Annotated in this window: 18 protein-coding genes; 8 read left to right on the forward strand and 10 right to left on the reverse strand. The window is 48.1% G+C overall.

Features of this window, described 5'->3' with window-relative positions; genetic code table 11:
- The first annotated feature begins 19 nt into the window (after positions 1–19).
- Entirely contained in the window at positions 20–823 is an 804-nt protein-coding gene (locus tag LZD49_RS16040; RefSeq protein ID WP_234668591.1) for a transglutaminase family protein, read from the forward strand.
- 269 nt (positions 824–1,092) lie between these two features.
- Here LZD49_RS16040 and kbl read toward each other — a convergent pair whose 3' ends face one another.
- Positions 1,093–2,280, reverse strand: a complete 1,188-nt coding sequence (gene kbl / locus LZD49_RS16045; protein ID WP_234668592.1) for a glycine C-acetyltransferase — start codon at positions 2,278–2,280, stop codon at positions 1,093–1,095.
- A gap of 116 nt (positions 2,281–2,396) precedes the next feature.
- Positions 2,397–3,350 (reverse strand): NAD-dependent epimerase/dehydratase family protein, encoded by a 954-nt coding sequence (locus LZD49_RS16050; RefSeq protein ID WP_234668593.1) that lies wholly within the window; start codon positions 3,348–3,350, stop codon positions 2,397–2,399.
- Positions 3,351–3,522: 172 nt separating this feature from the next.
- Here LZD49_RS16050 and LZD49_RS16055 point away from each other — a divergent pair, with 172 nt between their 5' ends.
- Positions 3,523–3,984, forward strand: coding sequence for an Lrp/AsnC family transcriptional regulator (locus tag LZD49_RS16055; protein WP_234668594.1), 462 nt, complete (start codon positions 3,523–3,525; stop codon positions 3,982–3,984).
- Here the strand turns inward: LZD49_RS16055 and LZD49_RS16060 are convergent.
- The 5 genes from LZD49_RS16060 to LZD49_RS16080 are packed head-to-tail and all read right to left on the reverse strand — an operon-like array spanning position 3,981 to position 12,251.
- A complete protein-coding gene (locus LZD49_RS16060; RefSeq protein ID WP_234668595.1) occupies positions 3,981–6,386 on the reverse strand; it encodes a hypothetical protein in 2,406 nt (801 codons plus the stop codon). The genes LZD49_RS16055 and LZD49_RS16060 overlap by 4 nt on opposite strands.
- A gap of 26 nt (positions 6,387–6,412) precedes the next feature.
- Positions 6,413–7,588, reverse strand: coding sequence for a DUF4249 domain-containing protein (locus LZD49_RS16065; protein WP_234668596.1), 1,176 nt, complete (start codon positions 7,586–7,588; stop codon positions 6,413–6,415).
- A gap of 20 nt (positions 7,589–7,608) precedes the next feature.
- Positions 7,609–8,739, reverse strand: a complete 1,131-nt coding sequence (locus LZD49_RS16070) for a DUF4249 domain-containing protein (protein ID WP_234668597.1) — start codon at positions 8,737–8,739, stop codon at positions 7,609–7,611.
- A gap of 15 nt (positions 8,740–8,754) precedes the next feature.
- Positions 8,755–11,526, reverse strand: coding sequence for a TonB-dependent receptor (locus LZD49_RS16075; RefSeq protein WP_234668598.1), 2,772 nt, complete (start codon positions 11,524–11,526; stop codon positions 8,755–8,757).
- The gene (locus LZD49_RS16080) at positions 11,523–12,251 is read right to left on the reverse strand and encodes a hypothetical protein (protein WP_234668599.1); all 729 of its coding nucleotides are present in this window, start codon (positions 12,249–12,251) and stop codon (positions 11,523–11,525) included. The genes LZD49_RS16075 and LZD49_RS16080 overlap by 4 nt, the downstream gene beginning before the upstream one ends.
- Positions 12,252–12,491: 240 nt before the next feature.
- Between LZD49_RS16080 and LZD49_RS16085 the strand changes: the two genes are divergently transcribed.
- Together LZD49_RS16085 and LZD49_RS16090 are read left to right on the forward strand one after the other, a co-directional pair.
- Positions 12,492–13,553, forward strand: coding sequence for an NAD-dependent epimerase/dehydratase family protein (locus LZD49_RS16085; protein WP_234668600.1), 1,062 nt, complete (start codon positions 12,492–12,494; stop codon positions 13,551–13,553).
- Between the two features lie 281 nt (positions 13,554–13,834).
- Positions 13,835–14,680, forward strand: coding sequence for a hydroxymethylglutaryl-CoA lyase (locus LZD49_RS16090; RefSeq protein ID WP_234668601.1), 846 nt, complete (start codon positions 13,835–13,837; stop codon positions 14,678–14,680).
- Between the two features lie 54 nt (positions 14,681–14,734).
- Here the strand turns inward: LZD49_RS16090 and LZD49_RS16095 are convergent, their stop codons facing one another.
- On the reverse strand, positions 14,735–15,856 hold the full coding sequence (locus LZD49_RS16095; protein WP_234668602.1) for a hypothetical protein: 1,122 nt from the start codon (positions 15,854–15,856) through the stop codon (positions 14,735–14,737).
- Between the two features lie 103 nt (positions 15,857–15,959).
- Here LZD49_RS16095 and LZD49_RS16100 point away from each other — a divergent pair, with 103 nt between their 5' ends.
- On the forward strand, positions 15,960–16,565 hold the full coding sequence (locus LZD49_RS16100) for a thymidine kinase (protein WP_234668603.1): 606 nt from the start codon (positions 15,960–15,962) through the stop codon (positions 16,563–16,565).
- Complete coding sequence (locus LZD49_RS16105; RefSeq protein WP_234668604.1) at positions 16,562–17,203, forward strand: GDSL-type esterase/lipase family protein; 642 nt, start codon at positions 16,562–16,564, stop codon at positions 17,201–17,203. Before LZD49_RS16100 ends, LZD49_RS16105 begins: the two co-directional genes overlap by 4 nt.
- Positions 17,204–17,260: 57 nt before the next feature.
- Here LZD49_RS16105 and LZD49_RS16110 read toward each other — a convergent pair whose 3' ends face one another.
- Positions 17,261–18,355 (reverse strand): chorismate mutase, encoded by a 1,095-nt coding sequence (locus LZD49_RS16110; RefSeq protein ID WP_234668605.1) that lies wholly within the window; start codon positions 18,353–18,355, stop codon positions 17,261–17,263.
- Between the two features lie 188 nt (positions 18,356–18,543).
- On the opposite strand from LZD49_RS16110, the gene LZD49_RS16115 reads away from it, so the two are divergent.
- A complete protein-coding gene (locus LZD49_RS16115; protein ID WP_234668606.1) occupies positions 18,544–19,746 on the forward strand; it encodes a proline dehydrogenase family protein in 1,203 nt (400 codons plus the stop codon).
- Between the two features lie 51 nt (positions 19,747–19,797).
- Positions 19,798–20,541 (forward strand): lipoprotein signal peptidase, encoded by a 744-nt coding sequence (locus LZD49_RS16120; RefSeq protein ID WP_234668607.1) that lies wholly within the window; start codon positions 19,798–19,800, stop codon positions 20,539–20,541.
- A gap of 28 nt (positions 20,542–20,569) precedes the next feature.
- On the opposite strand, the gene LZD49_RS16125 is transcribed toward LZD49_RS16120, so the two are convergent.
- Positions 20,570–22,171, reverse strand: coding sequence for a hypothetical protein (locus tag LZD49_RS16125; RefSeq protein ID WP_234668608.1), 1,602 nt, complete (start codon positions 22,169–22,171; stop codon positions 20,570–20,572).
- Between the last annotated feature and the right edge of the window lie 242 nt (positions 22,172–22,413).

A 22,413-nucleotide genomic window follows, 5' to 3' on the forward strand; every position in this document is an offset into this window, starting at 1 on the left:
ATACTAATCCGACTCATACATGAAAATGAAGGGAAGAAGCATATTCACGTACGACGTGTATGCCCCCACCACCGTAACGACCATGTTACGCCCCCGCCGTCAGGAAGGCCAATCGATCATTCAGGAAGGTTTCAACATAGAGCCCTCCGTTCCGTTTTCCGAGTACACCGACCTGTACGGCAACCCCTGCCAGCGCACCATTTTGCCGGTTGGAAAGGTTACAATTTCCACGGAAGTGCAGGCTCAGGTAAACCCTACCAAACCGATTCCAAATCCGGCGCCTTCGTATATGCTTGTTGGCGACTTGCCCGACGAAGTGATGCATTACATCCTGCCTAGCCGGTATTGTGAGTCGGACCTGCACGAAGTTAATATGTTAGCGATGGAAATCGCAGGAAATCTCACGCCGGGGTACGAACAAGTGGAAGCGATCCGGACATGGATTCATAGCAATGTCCGCTACCAGTATGGCATGTCGAACGCCGCCACCACAGCTCTAGATACCGCCCGCAGCCGGGTAGGCGTATGCCGCGACTTCACGCACCTCGCCATCGCATTATGCCGGAACCTCTGCATTCCCACGCGTATGACGGTGGGCTACCTCGATAAGTTGAAAGATATGGATCTGCACGCTTGGTTCGAGGTATTCATCGGAGGCGAATGGTACACATTCGATGCCGTCCAGGAGAAAACCGAAGGTTACCGGATCGAAATCGCCCACGGCCGCGACGCTGCGGATGTAGCCATGGTTACCCAATACGGTAATGCGACATTGCAATCGCTACATGTCGAAGTGGAATTGCTCGAAGCCGAGCAGCAGTAGAGATGCGGTGGTTACCTGCGATAATACCTGCAACAGCTTATAAACGGATGGATTGCCGGTAATAACACCGGCAAACCGATAAAACAAAAGCCGGTACCGGAATCTCCGGACCGGCTTTTGTTTTATCGGTTTTAGTTATTGAAAATAGATGTTGATGCTGATCTTTGCCTGCCACCCTGGATGATTGTTGGTGATAACACCAACATAGGGGCTTGACACTAACAAATAAATGTGGCTTGGTTGCCGGTAAAACATCGGCAGCAGCTGGTTTAGATAACTCCCAGCTCCTTCCCTACCTTTGTAAATGCCGTCACAGCTTTTTCCAGATCACCTTGCTCATGCCCAGCCGAGATTTGCACTCTGATTCGCGCCTTGCCTTGGGGTACTACCGGATAAAAGAAGCCGATCACATAAATGCCTTCGTCGAGTAACTTGGCTGCAAACTCCTGCGCCAGTTTAGCCTCGTAGAGCATGATCGGCACAATAGGATGCTCGCCGGGCAGGATGTCAAATCCCGCTTCGGTCATGGCTTTGCGGAAGTATTGGGTATTGCGTTCAAGCTTATCCCGCAATGCTGTAGATGAAGTGAGCAGGTCAAGAACTCTGATGGAAGCGCCTACGATCGAAGGTGCTAGTGTGTTAGAAAACAAATAGGGGCGTGAACGTTGACGCAAAATTTCCACGATCTCCTTTTTTGCAGCCGTAAAACCACCCGACGCCCCGCCCAACGCTTTACCATAAGTGCCGGTAATGATGTCGATACGGCCCATTACATTTCGGTATTCATGCGTGCCACGGCCCGTTTTTCCCATAAATCCGGAGGCATGGCACTCGTCAATCATAACCATCGCTTTGTATTGGTCGGCCAGGTCGCATATTTGATCAAGCCGGGCAATAGTTCCGTCCATTGAAAACACACCGTCCGTCACAACCAGAATGCGACGACTTCCCTGGGCGTCTTCCAGCTGCTTTTTCAGGTCGGCCATATCATTGTGCTTGTAGCGAAAGCGTTTCGCTTTGCACAGCCTTACGCCATCGATGATCGAAGCATGGTTCAGTTCATCGGAAATGATAGCGTCCTGTTCGTTCAGCAATGGCTCAAATACGCCTCCATTGGCATCGAATGCGGCGGCATACAGAATACAATCTTCCGTTCCCAGGAATTCGGCCGTCTTGCGTTCCAGCTCTTTGTGAATATCCTGCGTTCCGCAAATAAACCGTACCGACGACATACCGAAACCATGCGAATGAATGGCTTCAATACCCGCCTGGATTACATCGGGATGCGACGAAAGACCGAGGTAATTGTTGGCGCAAAAGTTGAGCACATCCGCACCGTCGGTGGTGGCAATGTGTGCTGCTTGCGGCGTCGTGATTACACGCTCTTTTTTATATAAACCAGCCGACCGGATCGCTTCCAGTTCGTCTTGTAATTCTTGTTGAATGGTGCCGTACATAATTTTGAATGAGTGAATTAGTGAATGTATGAATGAGTGAATGTTCGAATAGTCGCGGTGAAACGGTGAATGAATGAATAGGACAAAAATATCCACTCATTCACTCATTGACTCATTCACTCATTGACAACCTGATACTTCTTCCGCAACTCGCTAACCATCTCTTCTGTCATCTTATCGAGCGAGTACGTTGGCCGCCAGCCCCAGTCTTTTCTGGCCTGGCTGTCGTCGATTTCCTGTGGCCATGAATCGGCGATCGTCTGGCGGAAGTCGGGTTTGTATGTTATTGCAAAACCCGGGATGATTTTTTGAATGCTTTGTGCAATTTCTTGCGGGGAAAAACTCATTCCGGCGAGGTTGTATGACGTGCGTACCGATATTTTTTCAGCGGGCGCTTCCATCAGACGCACGGTGGCATCCATGGCGTCACTGATGTAGATCATCGGCAACGTGGTTTCTGGTTTCAAAAAGCATTCGAATGCTTCGCCCTTGACGGCTTTGTGATAGATATCGACCGCGTAATCCGTGGTTCCACCGCCCGGCATCGACTGGTAGCCGATAATGCCAGGGTATCTCAAAGAGCGGATATCGACGCCGTAGCGTTTGAAATAGTAATTCGACCAATTTTCACCAGCCGCCTTACTAATGCCATAAACGGTGGCCGGATCCAGATATGACCACTGTTCGGCCAACGTGTCGATGCGATCTCCGAAGACGGCAATGGAGCTTGGGTAAAAGACTTTGCTTACCCCATTTTCCCGCGCCACTTCAAGTACATTGAAATAGGTTTGCATGTTGATCTGCCACGTTCGCAGTGGGTCCTGCTCGCCTTTCGCAGAAAGGATCGCGGCTAGATGGTAAATCTGCGTAATGCCATATTTTTTGACGATCGCCGCCATTTCACCGGCATTGGTCGCGTCGAGTTGTTCAAAAATCCCGGTTGGAAATTCGGGCATACGGATATCCGTCGCCACTACTTTCCCCAGCCCGTAAATTTCCCTCAGATATTCTACCAGAACAGAGCCGATCTGCCCGTTTGCTCCTATTACTAAAACGCAGTCCGTTTTCATAAAAAACAACTTTTGGGTAAAGCATAAATCACTTGCAATTTCCCATTTACAAAAATTATTTTCAAGAAATTGAATATTTAGCAGGAAATATTACCGCACTATTTGATTCTTGAAGCAAATTTCACTTTTTGGATAGCTATTTAATGACCATACCAGTAAATATTATTGCCTCATGGAACAGTTGGACAAAATCGATACCAAAATCCTCCGCATCCTACAAAAAGATGCAAAAAAAACGACGAAGGAAATCGCGACAATGCTAAACCTGACGGTATCGCCGGTATATGAGCGGATCAGGAGACTGGAAAGTCTGGGTTATATCAAACAATACGTGGCCATATTGGATAAAAAGCTCATCAACAGACAGGTTACCACCATCTGCCAGGTTTCCATGCGCTACCACAATGAAGCGTTTATCGAGAAGTTCGAACAGGAGATTCAGGACCTCCATGAAGTGCAGGAATGCTACCACATGGCTGGGCAGGTCGACTTCTTGCTAAAAATCAACGTGGCCAGCCTCGACGAGTACCACGATTTCGTGAAATATAAGCTATCGAAGATCGATAATATAGGCGTGCTCAACAGCACCTTCGTTTTGAAGGAGATCAAGCACACCTCGGAGTTTTACATTTAAAGACTCCGTTTCTTGACGTCGAAAGAAACAGTTTTTGAACCAGCTATACCATCCGGGGTAATGCCCTGGATCACGACCTGGTAACGACCTGTCTGGTCGGAAGTATAAAATTCGATCGTGGCTTTTCCGTCCTTGTCTGTGGTCACATTGGGTGCCCAATGCAACAGGTTGCGAAAATCGGCAATACGGCTGTTTGCATTGTTATTGTCGTACCGGGGCGCGTAGAACTCACGTTGCGCCTGTACGCCCTCATAAGGCATCACAAGCACTTTGGGATCGAGCTCGAAACCACTCAGATCGCCCCGATAGGTCGAAAAGCTGACAATGCCTGTGAAAGTCATTGGTCCGAGGAAATAGCGGGAGCTGAGCAACTCGATTTTCTTGACTTTCAACGGATCCATTTCAATGATTTTATCGGCGTCGAAAACCGGGATGCCGTCCAGAAGCATGAGCGGGTCGGTGGTGTAGTAGGTATTTGGAAGCAACTTGTCGATCATCCGCAGATGGAATTCCTTTTGCCGCTTGCGTACCAGCACGCCTTTTACATATTCTCTCAAAACCTCCTCCATGGTCGGGAAGCGGGTAAAATCGTCAAGGAAATATTTCTCGTCGGGCATACCAAAGAATGGCAGAGAGTCGGTGAGAACGGCTTTTTTCTCCGTATAAAGGCGCGGAAGATATGCATTGGCGGTCTGCATGTTGATCGACCGCGTGAGCAACTGGTTTTCCAGGTTTTTATCAAAAAAGAAGGAAGGAATTGCCGTGGTGGAGAACTGCTTCGAGAACGGACTGGCCACTTCGAACCGATAAGTTGTATCATTGGCAAGGTCGGTCTGAAGTGTGATCTCCTTCGGACCAACGAATTGCCGCACTTCGAACTTCACACGTCCGTTATCATCGCTCCTGTCGACATATAAACGTGCCGGAACATCCAGAGAGGCCAAAAAAGCGTCCTTATTCTTAGCCGGTGCTCCATCAGACTTGTTCAGCAGGCGGGCGTTGATAAAATGTCCGTCGTATTCCGGTAAGTGCTCAAAAGAAACCAACTGGCCGCCAAAAACTCTGTCCCAATTAAGGCGACGCCAGCCGTGGGTCAGCATCAGGTTGTCGAGTTGCCGGTCTGTGTCTTTACTAACATTCTTGAAGTAATATCCCGGACTTTCGATGTTCCCCTTCAAATCGGCCGTCAGCCACAAATAGCTGTGAATGTCAGTTTGTGACTGATATTGGATTGAATCGTCGAGATAAACCGCGACAGACAAATTACTCCAAGCCGGCAATGCCTGGCCAACCCCTGCGGAAAGATTCATCGCTACCTTTTCCCGCGTGATAAAGGCGTTATTTATTTGTGCTTCTATCATCAACTGTTTTTCGGGACGTTTGAAATACAATCTTTCGCAAACAGGTTTCAATCTTTCATTGAAAATAGTAATGTGTGAAATCCCCTCGCCCATTTTCGCTTTTTCAAGGACGAAGATTACTTTCCCATTACCTCCCAGGATCTTTTTGCCAAACAATGCATTCGCTTGTCGTGTGTGCGAAAGCATATACACGTTGGCGGGCTCCTCGCTTTCGCGTCGCGCGGTTACCGTCACTTTGAGCAGCGCAGCCGTCGAATCTTTAACCTCCATCACATAACCCTGCGGTTCCGCTTTCGGAAGTTCGTATTCGAAGCGCTGGCCTTTGCTATCGGTAATTGCCGCCTTATATGTGGCATTACCTTCCGGTTTGAATGTAAAAAAGCCGATGCCATTCATTTCCGGCTCAAACTCCCGCACAGTTTCATTCTGCTGATTTAAAACGGCGCCTTTAAAACGGAAGCCCTTTCCATCCATACCCACAGCCCTGAATGCCACTTTACTTTCGATACCATTCACCAGACGGCCGCCTTCCGGGAAAAACTGCACGTCGTACCGCGTTTCTTCCTTCGAAGCCCTGTCCGGATCAAACCTTACAAACGGGTTCAGAATGGAAATAGATGTTTCAAAATAGCTGTCTACCGAAAAGTTCTTCATCCAGTTGGTGTAACAGCGTAGCTTGTATTTCCCGCTCACAAGCGTGGACGGTGCAAGTACGGAGCCATTTCCACGGCCATCGATCATGGAAAATTTGGTCTGCACTACCGCGTTATTTTCGCTATCGAGTATTTCCAGATAGCCCACTTTGCTTAGATCGAGGAACCGATGCGTAGCACCGTTAAGGTTATAGGCTTTGAACCAGATCGTTTCGCCAACGAGATAGAATGGCCTGTCGACGTGCACATACATTTTTTCCTGCACGGCCCGCTCGGTGTAAAGCCCGAAGCGCTGCTGCATTGAGGCCAGCATGGCATCGTCCTGTGCATAGATAGGCCCGCAAAACGCCAGTGCCAGCAAACCGTAAATTAATGTCCTGATTTTCATTGTATATTTTTCAGACAATCGAATGATCATTGGTCCCAAAAAGATGGCTTTGTGGTAGTTCCACCTTGTGAGCGGCAGTCGGCACACGACTCCGATGTCGACAGATAGCCACTCTTAGGCATCCCCTGGTAATAGTAAAGCAACACACCTCCACCCTCCAAGGCTTCTTTGTAATTGAGTGTATCAGGTGCCGAACAGCGTGGATATTCCCCTAAACGTTCCCGGATGAAAACGCGCTTCGTTTGTTCCTGAGCCGCGCTGAAATATCCGAAGACAAGTTCTTTGACATCGGCTTTGTTGTGGATATTGCCCGTTACCTGCGATGGCTGCGGATCGAAAAGGCTACCAGTACCCTGGGTTGTTTTGGCAAGGTCCGTCCAGTATTCAAATGCCTCCCGCGAGAGGCCGTATTGCCTGACCAGGATCGAATAGCCAAAATACAGTTTGTTGGTTGCGATGTTGACGACGTTAATGGGCAAATCCCGGATAATATCCTGGCTGAGCTTGATCGTCGACCCAAGCTTAATGTCCCTGGACTGAAGTGTTCGCCAGCAAACATTGATATTATCTTGTCTAGGAATAATCGTCTGGTTCGGAATATCCCGTGTCAGACTTGAATAATAGGGCATCCGATACTCATAAGTTTCATCAAAATTCCACCGGTAAAACCGCGTTGCATTGTTCGCATCATGGGTATTCACATAAATGAGCATCGCATTCCTGCTCGCAGCCACACGGTATGTAATGCTGTCGATCGGCGGGGTTTTACTCACTACCACAAAATCCGATTCGTATTCCTTTCCGTTAAGCCGTTTGATCCGTAAGCGGTATTTGACATCCTGATTGAAAGCCGACGCAGGCAGCTTATAGGAACCATTCCCCATATCGTGAAAAGCATACGTTTCGCCATTTTCCGCATCCACAGCAATGTAAGCCCCCGATTCCATTTCAACCGCCTTATCGTCGGCCGTTGCCTGCGTGTGGCTCAAAAGGATAGTGCTGGTGTCGCCGTTAACATTCAGAAAACCGTCCACTACCAGATAAGTCCCCGGATTGCTCACCTCCGGCGGCGAGAATGGCTCGATGCAACTATTAACGATTAACCCGATCGCGGCTAGTATGCCGAACGTCACCCAAACCCGTTTCAGTTTTCGGGGTTCGGGACTGTATTCCAGCTTTTTGATGAAGTTTATTCTTTTCACAATAATTAAAAGCAAATTCATTACCAATATGACGGCCTTTCGGTAGTACCTCCTTGCAAACGGCAATCGGCGCAGGAATGCGAAGCCACCAGCAACGAGTCAGAGCGCGCACCCCAATATGTGAGAAAAAGTTTTGGAGTATTGACTGCACATTCATCGGCATCCCGCGATCCGCACCGGATCGGGATCGTGTCCGGTTCGGTACAACGGGGAAATGTGCCCAGACGTGGCGATACGGTGTACCTTTTGGTTTCCTCGGTCGCCGCGCTGAAATAGCCGAACGCAAGTATCCGCGGATCGGTCGTGTTACGGATATTACCCGTCACCTGCGAGGGTAAAACATCGAATAGGCTACCGGTACCCTGGGTCGTTTTGGCCAGATCGGTCCAGTACTCGAATGCCTGACGCGACAATCCGTATTGTCGTACGAGAATGCTGTATTTGATAAAAAGCTTGTTAGTAGAAATCGGGACCCGGTTAATCGGCAGATCCTTGATTACATCGCTGCTGAGCTTAACCGTGCTGCCTAGCAGAATGCTTCCCGATCTCAATTTTCCCCAGCATTTATTGATATTTTCATTTCTCACAACGACCGAGTCATTTCGGAGCTCTAATGCCGAGTAATATGCGGCCTCATATTCCCAGGTCTCCTCGAATTTCCAGCGATAAAATTGCGTCTTACCTTGTGTGTCATGCGTGTTCACCTGAAAAATTGCCGCATTTAACCCCCCGTCAACCTTGTAGGTAACGCTGTCGATAGCGGGCGTAATACTTGCGCTCACGTATTCGGAAAGATATTCCTGACCATCATTGGTTTTAATGCTCAACCGGTATTTTCCGCTTCGGTTATACTGCCGGGGAGGTAATGTGTAAATTCCGGAACCCGTTTCAGTCAGTGTGAACGACTCTCCATTCTCTTCTTCCACAGCTAGTTGCGCCCCGGTTTCGATGATGGGTAGGTGATTCGCATTGATGTTTTGCGTTCTCCGGAGTTCAATCCGGGTCGAATCGGTGCCATTCATGTTCAAAAAGCCGTCGATTACCAGATACCCCTCATCCGAATTCGTTTCAGGAGGCGAAAATGGTTCAATACAACTGTCGACAATCAGCAGCAGTACAAAAAAGCCTATTTTCAAAAACCAATATCTCATTGCCTTTGCCGCGTTTTAGAATCTGAAATTGTAGGTTATAGTCGGGATCGGCTGACCAAAAATTGAAAGCTGATAGCCGCTCACCCTTCCACCGACGGTCTGAAAATAAACCGATGTTGGATTTTTCCTCCCAAGGAGGTTGTACACCGCCAATGTCCACGAACTATGCGCCAGCTTTTTGATCCGGTGGTTACCTTCGATATTCATGGCGACGTCGGTCCGGTAATAATCCGGAATGCGGAACTGGTTGCGATCGGCATAATACACCCTTTGCGAGCCGTCGATCACATATTTACCAATAGGAGGCGTGTAGGGCCGGCCCGTGCTGTAAGTAAAGTTGAACGACACGCTAAAACGGTGCGAAAACCGGTAGTTGGAAATCAATGTAAAATCATGCGGCTTATCGTAATTGCTTGGATAGAAATTCCCGTCGTTAGGCGCGTCCGGCGAATCGCGGTCAACCGCACGCAGGAGTGTGCGCGCATAGGTGTAGCTGAGCCAGCCATTCAATTTTCCGGTCATTTTCTTGACCATAAATTCGACTCCATAAGCCTTAGCTTTGGTATTGAGCACCGCCGCTTCGATATTATGGTTCATGATAAGCGAATCTCCGCCTTTATAATCGAGGAAGTTTTTGATGTTTTTGTAATAACCTTCCAGCGAAACTTCGATCTTGTTACCCCTGAAATTCCGATATAAACCCAATGAAAGCTGATCTCCGATCTGTGGCTTGATATACGGGTCGCTGAGCTTCCAGATATCGGTCGGAGAAACTGTCATGGTATTCGTCAGCAGGTGAATGTATTGCCGGAGCGTGTTGTAACTCGCTTTAAGCGAAAGGTTATCGAAAATACTGTATCGCACCGAAGCACGGTATTCCGGCCCCCCATAAGATTTGATCTTCTTTCCTGACTTGTATTCCTGCACGCCCTCCTGATAAATTTGGTCGATCGGGAAACCAGGCAGATATGTATTCATGGTTTTAGGTCCCAAGTATTGGAAAAACGACCAACGCAAACCACCCGAGATAGACAGTCGCGGGCTTACCTCCCATTTGTCTTCCAGATACAATGCATTTTCCGTTGCCTGTTCCGCTTCAAGTTCGTCGGGGAGGATCAGCGATTCGGCACCTCGCGGTTGGAATGAGCCAGGGTGTAGTTTGTAGTAAATTGAGCTTAAACCAAATTCCAATGTATGCTTCGGGTGCAGCACATAGCTGAAATCCGCTTTGAAATTGGACTGGTTGATGTCAAATTTCAAATCAAATGAGTTGAGCGGCAGCCCGTTCGCCTCCATTGCATACTGGTATTTGGTATGCGCGGCTGTGAATGTGCCATACAAACGCGGATTGAATGTGTGCTTCCATTTGATGGAGCCGAGCCTGTTCTGATAGGCATATAAGGTGTCGCCGTACAATTTGAAACGGTCGTCGCTGATGTAGCCGGTCAGTGAGAGACTGTTTTTTTCATTGATCTCGTAATTCAAATGCAGGTTGACGTCGTAAAACGAAGCCGAGCTTTTGTTATAATTTTCATTATCCAGCGCCCTGATGACCCAGTTTGAATAAGTTGAACGTCCTCCAAGCAGGAACGATGCCTTATCCTTTACCAGGGGCCCTTCCAATGTAACGCGGCCTGTCACAAGCCCTACTCCGCCAGATGTAATGAATTTCTTCTTATTTCCATCGCGGCTGTTAATGTCAAGTACGGAAGCAAGCCGGCCCCCGAACCGGGATGGAATTGTACTTTTGTAAAGCTCCACGTCCTTCAAAACATCGGGATTGAATGCGGAGAAGAAACCAAAAAGGTGCGATGGATTGTAAATAACCGCGTCGTTGTACTGGATCAGGTTCTGGTCTACTGAGCCGCCACGGACGTTCAGACCGGTGCTGTTTTCTCCTACTGACTTGATACCGGGCAATGTAAGCACCGTCCGCAAAAGGTCTGTTTCTCCAAAAACAGTCGGCACTTGTTTGAGGTTTTTGATGGTCAGTTTCACCGTACCCATTTGCGTGCCTACCACGTTCTTATCCATGCCAGCCTTCACCGAAACTTCTTTCAATGCGATCACGCTTTCGCGCATTTCGATATCGAGCTTACCATCAGAATAAAGTACCACCTGCCGCTGCGTCTCGCGCATACCTGTGCTCTTGATATGGATTAGCTGCTTCCCGCGTGGGATCGTGAGCGCGTATTGACCGAGTGCATCGGTCGTAATACCAATGGACGGCGAAGTAATGAATACCGCCGCGCCGATCACCGGCTCACCAGTGACCGCGTTCCGGACATAACCCGTGATCGTCGAGTTTCCAGGCGTAATCCTATGCTTTCGTATCCCGATCTCATGCAATTTGCTTTCGGCGGTCGACAACAGCTTTTCCTTTACATCACTTTCCGGACCGGCATATGCAATGGAATCGTTTTCGCCCGCCCGCTCGGGATTGAACAGGCCGGGCGTTAGTTGGGTGATGATCTTTTGGCCCTGGGTAATGTAAATGCGTTTCTGGCTATCGATAGCATATTCAAATTCGGAGCCTTTAAAAACCTGGTCGAGCACCTCGCGCAGTGAAAGGTTATTCACATTCAGGTCGAGCGTGAGGCTATCGAACCGCGTTGCGTCGTAGTAGAAATAATAGCCGGCCTGCGCCTCCACCTCCTTCACAAACTGGCCGAACCGCGCCGAATCCAGTTTCATGGTAATCTTCTTCTCAGGCACATTCTGGCCGTGTGAAAATTGGGTGGTAAAAAGACAGCAGATAAAAAGGGTTAAGGATAAAAGTATTTTCATTTGGCTAGCTCGTCGTAGGTTGCAACCATCTTCACGATGGCCAGTTCACGATTTTTACGGAATTTGATCTTGTTCTCCCGCAGGACCCTGCGTAATTCCCGCTTGTGCTCCGGAAATAATTCCAGCGCAGATTTCTTTGTGTGCACCGAATAATACCGATCCCCTTTGAACACATAAAAGAAGTTCTTTTCGGGATAGTAGGCGATCACTCTCTTGTCAACGATCTTTTCCTGCCGCGACTTGGTCCTGCGCACGATGGTACGCGACTTGCCGCCGTAAACAATGTCGTAGAAACCGGTCCGCATTTGCGGATTAATATCTTTCCCAGCGTCCAACCTTGCGAAGTGGTGATTATCAACAATGAAAGAATCCACCTTTACGCTTTGCAGGAGCACATGGTCACCGTTGAAGTGCCGGATCACAACCTCGTCGTGAAATATGTCATACAGCATCGGAATGCTGTCGAATTGCTGTCCGTCGTACAGTACCATCCCGTTCAGCCACCGGCGTTGTTCGAAAAACTGATGTTCCTCCATCCGCACGTCGTACACGTAATACTGACGACCATTGTAAAGATTTTGGGAAATGGAGGTCGCATTTTTGTAAACAGACACCGGATAAGCCGCGGTCTCCCTGGCCGAAGAAGCCTTAGCAAGCGCGCTCTGGGCATAGCAATTCCCCGAAAACAGGGCATAAAGAATTAATGCAGTGGTAAAAATACGCATCTACGCGGTTGATTTTTGATTCAATACGTTAAAGGATAACGAGATGTTGCAGTACCGGGGCTTGTACTTAAAGAAGTGAACATAAGTTACATACTTCAAATGTAAATTAATTATTTTATTTGAATTATTAAATTAATTCATTAAAGAATCAAATGCTATTTATTTATCCGGTGGCCGTCGGTTTCTGCGAATCCCCTAACTTTGGTTTTTTATAGTACCACACATTTCACTTACTTTTTTATGAAAATCCTGATCACCGGTGGAGCCGGTTTTGTTGGCTCTTCGCTGGCCATAGCCTTGAAAACGAACTATCCCGATTACCAGGTTTACGCGCTGGACAACCTCAAAAGAAGAGGCTCCGAACTGAATATCTCCCGGCTCAAAAGAGCGGGCGTGGAATTTGTCCATGGCGATATCCGCAATAAAGAAGATTTTGACGGCATTCCCGCGGTCGACACCGTGATCGAAGCTTCGGCGGAACCATCAGTACTCGCCGGCCTCGACGGTACACCCGATTACCTGATCAATACCAACCTCGTCGGGACCGTCAATTGCCTTAACCATGCATTGAAACATAAAGCCGGTTTCATATTCCTTTCTACCAGCCGCGTGTATCCGATCAAAACAATCGAGACGTTAAATTTTGTAGAAGAAGAAACCCGTTTCGCATTGTCGGACGATCAGCCTGTGCCTGGTGTATCTTCCAAAGGTATCGCCGAAGACTTCCCACTAAATGGTGCACGTTCTCTTTATGGTACTACAAAGCTAGCGTCTGAATTGATCATTCAGGAATACAATGAATTTTATAATTTAAAAACCGTCATCAACCGCTGTGGCGTGATCACTGGTCCGTGGCAAATGGGCAAGGTAGATCAGGGTGTTATGGTACTTTGGATTGCCAAGCATTATTTCGAACAGCAACTCGGCTATTTTGGTTACGGCGGAACGGGCAAGCAGATTCGCGATATGTTGCACGTGGCCGACCTCTACAACCTGATCGACTGGCAACTGCATAACCTCGACAAAGTAAATGGCGAAATCCTCAATGCAGGCGGCGGTTTGCAAAGCAGCGCATCCTTGCAGGAACTGACTAAAATCTGCCAGGAAGTAACCGGTAAAACCATCCCGATCAAAGTTGTTCCTGAAAACCGCACAGCTGATATCCGCCTCTACGTCACCGACAACACTAAAGTTACCGCGCTCACCGGCTGGGAACCCAAGATCGGCATCCGCCAGATCGTCGAAGAGATCACCGCCTGGTTAGCCGAAAACGAAGCCGACCTTGCCCCGATTTTGAAATAGCGTATATGTATTTGTTATTACATGCCTCAAGGCATTTCTAAGAAATCGCGTAGCGATGAAATCTTGGAAGCAATGTGAAGACAAAACAATGCTGTAATCCCGTCAGGGATGAAACGACGGCAATAATACCAAAACCCGACTGCAATCATGTAGCTTTCAAGAACTACCTGATTGCAGTCTTTGTTTTTTCGGAACCATCCACCAAATTCACTCACTTACTCATTCACGCACACATTACAACATTCAGTCATTCATCCATTCGCTCATTCATTCATTGAAACATGAAACTCATCGAATGCCCCCGTGACGCCTGGCAAGGCTTTGGCCCCTTCATCCCCTCGGAAACAAAGTTAGAATATCTAAACCGGCTCATCCGGGTCGGCTTTGAAACGATCGATTTTGGCAGCTTTGTCTCGCCGAAGTCCATGCCACAGATGCGGGATACCGGCTGGATCACCGAGCGACTGGAATTATCGGGAAGTAACACGGGCTTGCTTGCGATCGTCGCCAACGAGCGCGGTGCGGCGGATGCCTGCGCGTTCGAGCAAATCAGTTACCTGGGATATCCGTTTTCGGTATCTGAAACATTTCAGGTCAGGAATACCCAAGCGGGCATTGCGGAGTCTTTCGACCGGGTGAAACGCATTGCCGATTTGTGTAAAACACACAAAAAGGAGCTCGTTCTTTACATTTCAATGGGATTCGGTAACCCTTATGGCGATCCCTGGGCGCCGGAGATTGTGATGGAATGGGTCGAGAAACTTTCGAAATTGGGCATTAATACCTTTTCACTGGCTGATACCGTTGGCGTAGCGCGTGTGGGGGACATCGCATGGCTGTTCAGCGGCCTCATTCCATATTATCCCGAACTCGAATTCGGGGCACATTTTCACACCCGACCCGAAGACTGGCGATTGAAAATACAGGCCGCTTATGACGCTGGCTGCCGCCGTTTTGACAGCGCATTGCTAGGTTACGGCGGTTGTCCGATGGCACAGGATGACCTCATCGGCAATATGCCGACTGAAAAGCTGATTGATTTCGCCAAAGAACAAAAAGAACTTCTTTCCTTGAATACCAACGAGTTGCAAAAAGCGCGGACGATGTTTCAGCAGATCGTCGGATAAAAAAATACGCCGAGCGTTTCCTCCCGGCGCATTGAATCCATATTTAAATACTTTTTAAGCAAACTTCCGCTTAACGATCGCAAGCAATGCAGTAACTGCTTCCCCATTCACATCCCACGCATACTTGGACGCATATCGGTGCCAGATCAGGTTTTCAGCCTCTTCAAAACTTTTCACGCGGTCGAGCTCGTAGATCGCCTTGTCGAAATGTTCGCTGTTGCGGTCGAAAAGCTGGTTAACAAACATAAAACGCTGGCCTAATGGAATGCTGCCTGCAATGCTTTCTACCTTAACAGGCACGCTTCCGTAAGATTGGTCATCGGAATGTTTGGGCAAATCGACTTTGAACCGGTTATTGAGCGAGTCTCTTTCGGAACTGGGCTGCACGTTGGCTTTTGCAACAATCTCGCTGATGACAGCCGAAGCTGGTTCCGCGCGTGGCGCTACTGGTCGTGCAGTGCTTGGTTCAAGCTGGCCGAATGCCGAATCGAAGAAGGACTCGTGCTTATGCACCTGCTGAGGCTGCGCGGTAGCTTTTCCGGCTTCCTGGATTTTCAGTTCACTGATATTAATCGGAAATACTTCTGCGAATTGAATCAGATGCTGCTCGGCGTCGTCGATGAGGTCGGCATTGTCCTTGAATTCGTACAGCCAGCTCACAGCCTGTGTCTGGTACACCGAGTCGGAGCCACTGTCGGTCAGCCGGCCTAGCAGTGCTTCGGCGACGCCCCTGTGAATATGCGTGTATTTGACGATCTGCTCGGCCTTTGCGTGGGTAAATTCAGCGTCGGACACGGCCCTGATCTTGTCTTCAAAGTAATTGGCGGGTGTAAGCAGCAATTTCAACGATTCTTTTACTGAATCGGACAATAGTGGTTCGAGGTCGGCGCGTTTCACGGAAATATGCTGCGAAGCCGTGTTCATGAATTCCTCCAGTGCACTTTTTACTTCTTCATTGGAAAAATCAAAGTAAGGGCTGCGGAAGGCTTCGGCGTTGTTTTTCCATTCTTCGAACAGGCGGTTGAGGATCCCCAGGTTAACCTGTCGTACGGGTGTCAGTTTTAATAATCCGGCACCGGTAACGACGTCCTGCGACCTGTACACTTCGTTCAAAACCGTTGTGGTGAACCGTGCAGAGTACTGGTTGAGTGCGATTGAATTCAGATTATCCGGCATAACGAATAAGCGCTTTGAGTAACGATGTGTTGGGAAAAATATGTTTGATTTGTAAATATAAAATAAAAATCGACCTTACAATCGGTCGGTTGGGCACCAAAATATGTTTGTAGAACCATCTCACAGAAGAGAGCATCAAAATCCCCGTACGGGCTGGATCGAAGTGATTTGCGGATCCATGTTTTCCGGAAAAACCGAAGAACTTATCCGCAGGCTCAACCGCGCCAAAATCGCCCGGCAAAAGATCCAGATTTTCAAACCTGCTCTCGATAAACGATACCACGAAGAGAACATTGTTTCCCATAACGACAATTCGATCTCTTCGATACCCGTACGATTGTCCCAACAAATATCAGACCTGGCGCAGGATTGCGAGGTAGTGGGCCTCGATGAAGCACAGTTTTTCGACGAGGGGATCGTGGAAGTTTGCGACCAATTGGCCAATTCGGGCAAGCGCGTGATCATTGCAGGCCTTGATATGGATTATTTAGGCAAACCATTCGGATGCATGCCGCAACTGATGGCTATTGCCGAATATGTCACCAAAGTGCACGCTATTTGCATGGTGTGCGGGGAAGTGGCTTCCCACTCCTACCGGCTCTCGCCCTCCAACGAGCACGTACTGCTGGGCGAAACCGATATGTACGAAGCCCGCTGCCGCAGGTGCTTCAACCTGGGCGAAAAAACCGCCGAATTGTATTCCAGATGAAAAAACAAAGGTTGCTGATCCTGTCGCTGGCTCTGAATGCGGTTTTGATCGCAACCTTTCTAGTATTCACCTACATTTACCGGGATAAAATAGCGCAGCGTTTTGTGCAAATAAAAGGCAACCCGACGATCGTCATGTATGGTAATTCTATTACTGCGCAGGGCAAATGGGTGGAGCTGCTGGGCCGCACGGATGTGATGAACAATGCATTACCTGGTCAAACGACCTATCACTTTTTGCAACTGATCCAGTCGCACGTCATTGATCTGCATCCGAAAATCTGCTTTATCAAAGGCGGCATTAATGACATTACCATTGGCGTGGAACAGGAGAAGATTCAGGCGAACTTTAAGACAATGCTTGAAATGCTGGTGCAAAACGGCATTACGCCGGTGGTGACCCTGACCGTTTATGAGCAAAATGATCCGGTTAGCAAAGCGGAAGTCGACCTGTTGAACCGCTTCCTGGTTTCCTATTGCACGCAACATAACATCACTTACATCGATCTTAACCGCTCCGTTTCCAGCAATACCGGTCTCCGCGCAGAATATGCCGTCGACAAGACGCACTTAAATATCAACGCTTATGAAATCTGGGCAAAAGAAGTAAGCAGGGTTTTGAAAGAGAAGAATATTTAAAACAACAAAAGCCGCTCCTTTCGAAGCGGCTTTGCAATTTTATGATCAGTTCCGATCTTAGGCATTCACCTGGTTCATCACCTCGGTTTGCTTGCGGATCGACTCCATGTGAACTAGTTTGAACAATTCGTCCACCAAGTTTGGATATAGATTGAGGCTTCTGCCCCAACCAGCCCGTGTTTCCAATACTTCACGGAAACGGTCAACCTGGTAAGCTGCTACGTTGTTATCACGTTTATATTCTGCCAGTTTCTCTACCAGAGCCATACGGTTTGCCAGTGTTTCGAGCAATTCGCGGTCCAGATTATCAATTTTACCACGGATAATTTCCAGTTGTGACTGGTAATCGGTGCCGTAAGATTCTTTGCGAACGTGCAGGTCGTGCAGCATTTGTCCCAATGCAGCTGGTGTCAGCTGTTGTGAGGCGTCAGACCAAGCTTTGTCCGGATCGCGGTGCGATTCGATGATCAGACCGTCGTAGTGAAGATCAAGCGCGCGCTGAGCGATTTCGTACAAATAAGCACGTTTTCCTGCCATGTGGCTAGGGTCACCGATCACAGGCAATTGAGGAAAAATCGTTTTCAGCTCGATCGCGATGTTCCACATCGGTGAGTTGCGGTATTTGTGCTCCTGTGCGTTTGAGAAACCACGGTGGATTGCACCGAGTTTTTTCACGCCAGCCTGGTTCAACCGTTCCAGTGCTCCTACCCACAGTTGCAGGTCGGGGTTCACAGGGTTTTTAACCAAAACAGGTACATCAATTCCTTTCAATGCATCAGCAAGTTCCTGTACGTTGAATGGGTTCACGGTAGTACGTGCACCTACCCAAAGGATATCAACACCGTATTTCAATGCCAGTTCGATATGCTGAGGTGTAGCAACTTCCACAGCCACAGGCAGGCCTGTTTGCTGTTTCACCGCTTGCAACCATGGCAAAGCAGCCTCTCCCATACCTTCAAAGCTGCCTGGACGAGTCCGTGGTTTCCACACCCCTGCACGGATTACGTGCGCAAATCCTTCCTCTTTGATCTGGGTTGCGGTTTCTAACATTTGTTCCTCGGTCTCTGCGCTGCAAGGCCCGGCGATTACCAAAGGCTTTCCTTCGGTATTGATCCAACTGCTGAGTGGTAGGATATCTAAAGAAGCATTCATACTCAAAAACTTGTCCTTGATAAAAAAGTGATTATTGTAATATTTTGATCCGGTATTATGTGTATTTCTTGGATTGACCGTACATTTGATGCCACAAAAGTCAATCAACTTCTTAATGCTTATTACTTTCTTCCTGTAGTTCGATAATGAATTGTTAAACAGTTACTCAGGAAAAACGTACACCCAAAATGGCATATCCGTCACCAAAAGACCAAATACCTGTATTTTTTGAAGATACTTCCGTTGCATTCGCATCCAAATCAGACGCTAAACTGAGGAAGACATACTGGTTATTCAGCCTTATGAATCAGGCTCGAGTGGTAAATTTAGGCACTTTTTTTATAAAGCTTGCACTAAAACTCAACTTACCTATAAAAAATCTCATTAGGGCCACTATTTTTGAACAATTCTGTGGCGGTGAGACGATTAGCGACTGCGACACCACCATCATGTCGTTGGGCCAGTCGGGCATCGGAACGATTCTGGATTATTCCGTTGAAGGAGAAGATAAAGAAGCCAGTTTCGACGCAACGGCGGCCGAAATATTCAAAACGATCGACAAGGCTGCAGGCTCCGACACCATTCCTTTTTCTGTATTCAAGGTCACCGGCGTGGCATCTTCCGACTTGCTGGAAAAAGTGCAGCGCAAGGATGAGCTTACCAGCGGGGAAGCTGCCGCCTTCGCACGTGCCAGGGAGCGTGTCGCACGGTTGTGCGGACACGCACACGAGAAAGGCATCCGGATTTTCATCGATGCCGAAGAAAGCTGGATCCAAGGCGTGATAGACGACCTGGCTTATGAGATGATGCAGCGGTTCAACCGGGAAAAGCCGATCGTATACAATACTTATCAGCTCTATCGCCATGAGACGCTGGAAGCATTGAAAACCGCCTTCCTCACTGCACGCCAAAAAGGCTATTTCCTCGGGGGCAAGCTCGTGCGGGGCGCTTATATGGAAAAAGAAAGGCTTCGCGCACGTGAACAGGAGTATTTCAACCCCATTCACACTTCCAAGGAGGCCACCGATACCGATTACAACCTAGCCATCGACTTCTGCCTCGACAGAATCGAATATGTATCCGTCTGCCTTGGAACCCACAATGAATACAGCTCTCAGTATTGCGCTATAAAAATGCAGAAACTAGGTATCGACCGTCACGACGACCGGATCTGGTTCGCGCAGTTGCTTGGTATGAGCGATAATATCTCGTACAATCTGGCTAAGGCGGGCTATAACGTTGCGAAGTACGTCCCCTACGGCCCCATCGACGCGGTATTGCCTTACCTGATCCGCCGCGCGGAGGAAAACACCTCCATTGCCGGCCAGAGCAGCCGCGAGTTTTTACTAGTTAAAAGTGAATTGAAGAGAAGAGGAATCGGTTCTTTATAAGTAAGTTATTACTTTCGCATTCCAAAATTTGTCAATTGTATTAAAAACCGAATGAACCAATCCAGAAATCCAACTCCCTACCTACTTCTAAGCATACTCCTCATCGGGATTGATCAGGCATCCAAACTTCTGGTTCATAAATACATGCAACCCGGCTTTTCAGGACAGATCGCGCTCATCGGGGATTGGTTGAAACTGCACTATGTACTGAATCCCGGCATGGCCTTCGGTATGCAGTTGGGACATGAATACGGAAAACTTTTCCTGACATTGTTCCGCCTCGTAGCGATGGTTGCGATCGGCGGATATATGATCCATCTGGCCAAAGTCGGCGCTTCAAAAGGTCTTCTTTGGGCATTGGCGATGATCCTCGCCGGTGCGGTCGGGAATGTGATAGACAGCACCTTTTACGGTGTGCTGCTTGGTAATGCTCCCTACGGTTCCCCCACCCCTTGGTTTCATGGACAGGTTATAGACATGATTTTCGTCGACTTTTGGGAAGGTTTTGTTCCCGATTGGGTCCCGGTGTGGGGAGGGCAATATTACTCGACACCGATCTTTAACATAGCCGACTCATGTATTTTCCTTGGCGTTTGCAGCATATTGATTTTCCAGGGCAGTTTTCATTCTCACGGTCCGGAACCTGAGGAAGAGGGAGAAAAGGAGGAACGGGAAGAAAGGGAGCAGCCACTTTCCACGGTAGAACCATATATCGGGCCGGAGGTATCAGAAGATAATCCCGCTGCCACTTCCGCCAAACAGGAAGAGGACGAAAACAAAAAAGAGAGCATTTAGCTCTCTTTTTTGTAGGTATGTTTTCGGATTAGTTCTCGTCTTTGGTATAAGGTACAAAATCCTTAAATGTCTTTTTAATGGCAACGTCTGTCCCATCCTTCTTGTTCTCCCAGTTGGCGTCGAGCTCCAATGCTACGAGACCGCTAAGGTTCATCAATGCCTTGAATTCGTCGAGTTTCCTGATAAAGTCCGGCTGGCGGCGGGCCGATTTCTGTCCCCATTCACGCGCGAACACGTCACCTTTGTTTTGCAGCTCGTTTTTCTTCTGCATTACGTAGTTAAAACGGTCTAGCAAGCCATTCACCGACTTTCCGATCACCTCTGTTGCTTCCAGCGTTCCGACCGTTGCGACAGTCGTACCACCGATCGTCGTAATGTAGCCGCGGGTCTGCTGATCTTTTGTCGCAATCACCGGTGCCAGACCGGTAGTAGCCCCCAGTGAGGCATTGAGTAACGATCTGCTCCGCTTGCCCTTCTTAGCACGGGAATAGGCCTTTTTCAATTGCCCTTCTTTTTCCGTCATTTGCTCGATAAGCCCCCAAGCATTCACGAGCGCACCCCTATAAAGGTTAAACACATACGTGTCACGCAAGCTTTCATCTATTGTATTTTTGATTACAAACCTGACCGTACGCTCCTTCTTGTTCTGAGCTTTATCAAGCACATAAAAAGTAATATTGAATGCCAGTGTATCAAAAGGATCTTTCACAAAGTCATAACCAGGCTCCCAGATGAACTCGTAGCTGGTGGAGGTATTTTTAACTAATGCACTTTGCGGAACATTCTTGTTTTCCGAAATAAAATTAAAGGTCGTGATATCTTCCTCTCCATTCGGATCCGACAATGTGAATCGAAGGTTGATACGGTTGTTTTCTGCGCTGCGGATAAGCGAATTCTGGGGAATAATCGTAAAATCCGGCGCAAGGTCCATCTGGGTCACATCAAGTTTCAGGCGGCCTTTGGTACGTGTTTTCGAAGGCTGGTCTTCTACATAAAACTCCATGTATCTCGCCCCCTTTTTCAGGATACCGAACTGCTGGCTCGACGGCTCCCAGGTGATTTCCCCAGCGGCCGACAATTTCATCCCTTCCGGCATTTCATCCAGAATAGGCACGAACACGATAGGATCACCATCCTGGTCGCGGACAGCACCCATATCGATCTTATACACATTCTGAGTTTTGTACTGCACGTAGAATGGCTGCAGTTCATCGATCTGCGGAGGCCTGTTTACGTGGTTTACCTTGAAGACAATCTCGCGAGATACATTTTCTCCCGCAGCATTCTGGGCCTCGAACACTACCGGGAACGACTTGGTGGTATTGATACGGTCGGCGATGTCAAAGCCCGGTGTCCATATAAAATGACCGGTAGAATCGAATTTCATATCCTTTGCCAGGCCGCTTGCCACCGAATATCTTACTGAATCGCTCTTGCCGCCCTTAGCTTGTAAATGAAAGTTAATTTCTTTGCCTTCGTACAAAACATTCCATTCCGTTTCTGTGGGGAAAACAAGTTGTAAGGGGCCCGTTGAGGTATTGTTCTTCATATTATCCTGTCCCTGCACCCTCAGTACAAAAAAAACGGGTATCAGAAGTATCAGTATTTTATGAATTTTTCTTGTTAGCATGACATCAAAAATATAATTAATTCCATGGGTGAAAGAATACTTTGATCTTAACGCAAAACTACTAAATCCTGTATAGAATGCCCTGTGATTAGTTGCAAATTTAACCCCCCCGGAAACGCTCTGCCGCGCGGGAAATCAGTTTGCACTTTTCAAATAACGGCATCTATACTGGTTTATAATAAAAGCAAGTCTCAAAGCCTTTCAGCGTTCAAAGCAAAAACCGGAACGCAATCCTTTTTAAG

The sequence above is a fragment of the Dyadobacter sp. CY261 genome, from assembly GCF_021440085.1.
Lineage (GTDB): Bacteria > Bacteroidota > Bacteroidia > Cytophagales > Spirosomataceae > Dyadobacter.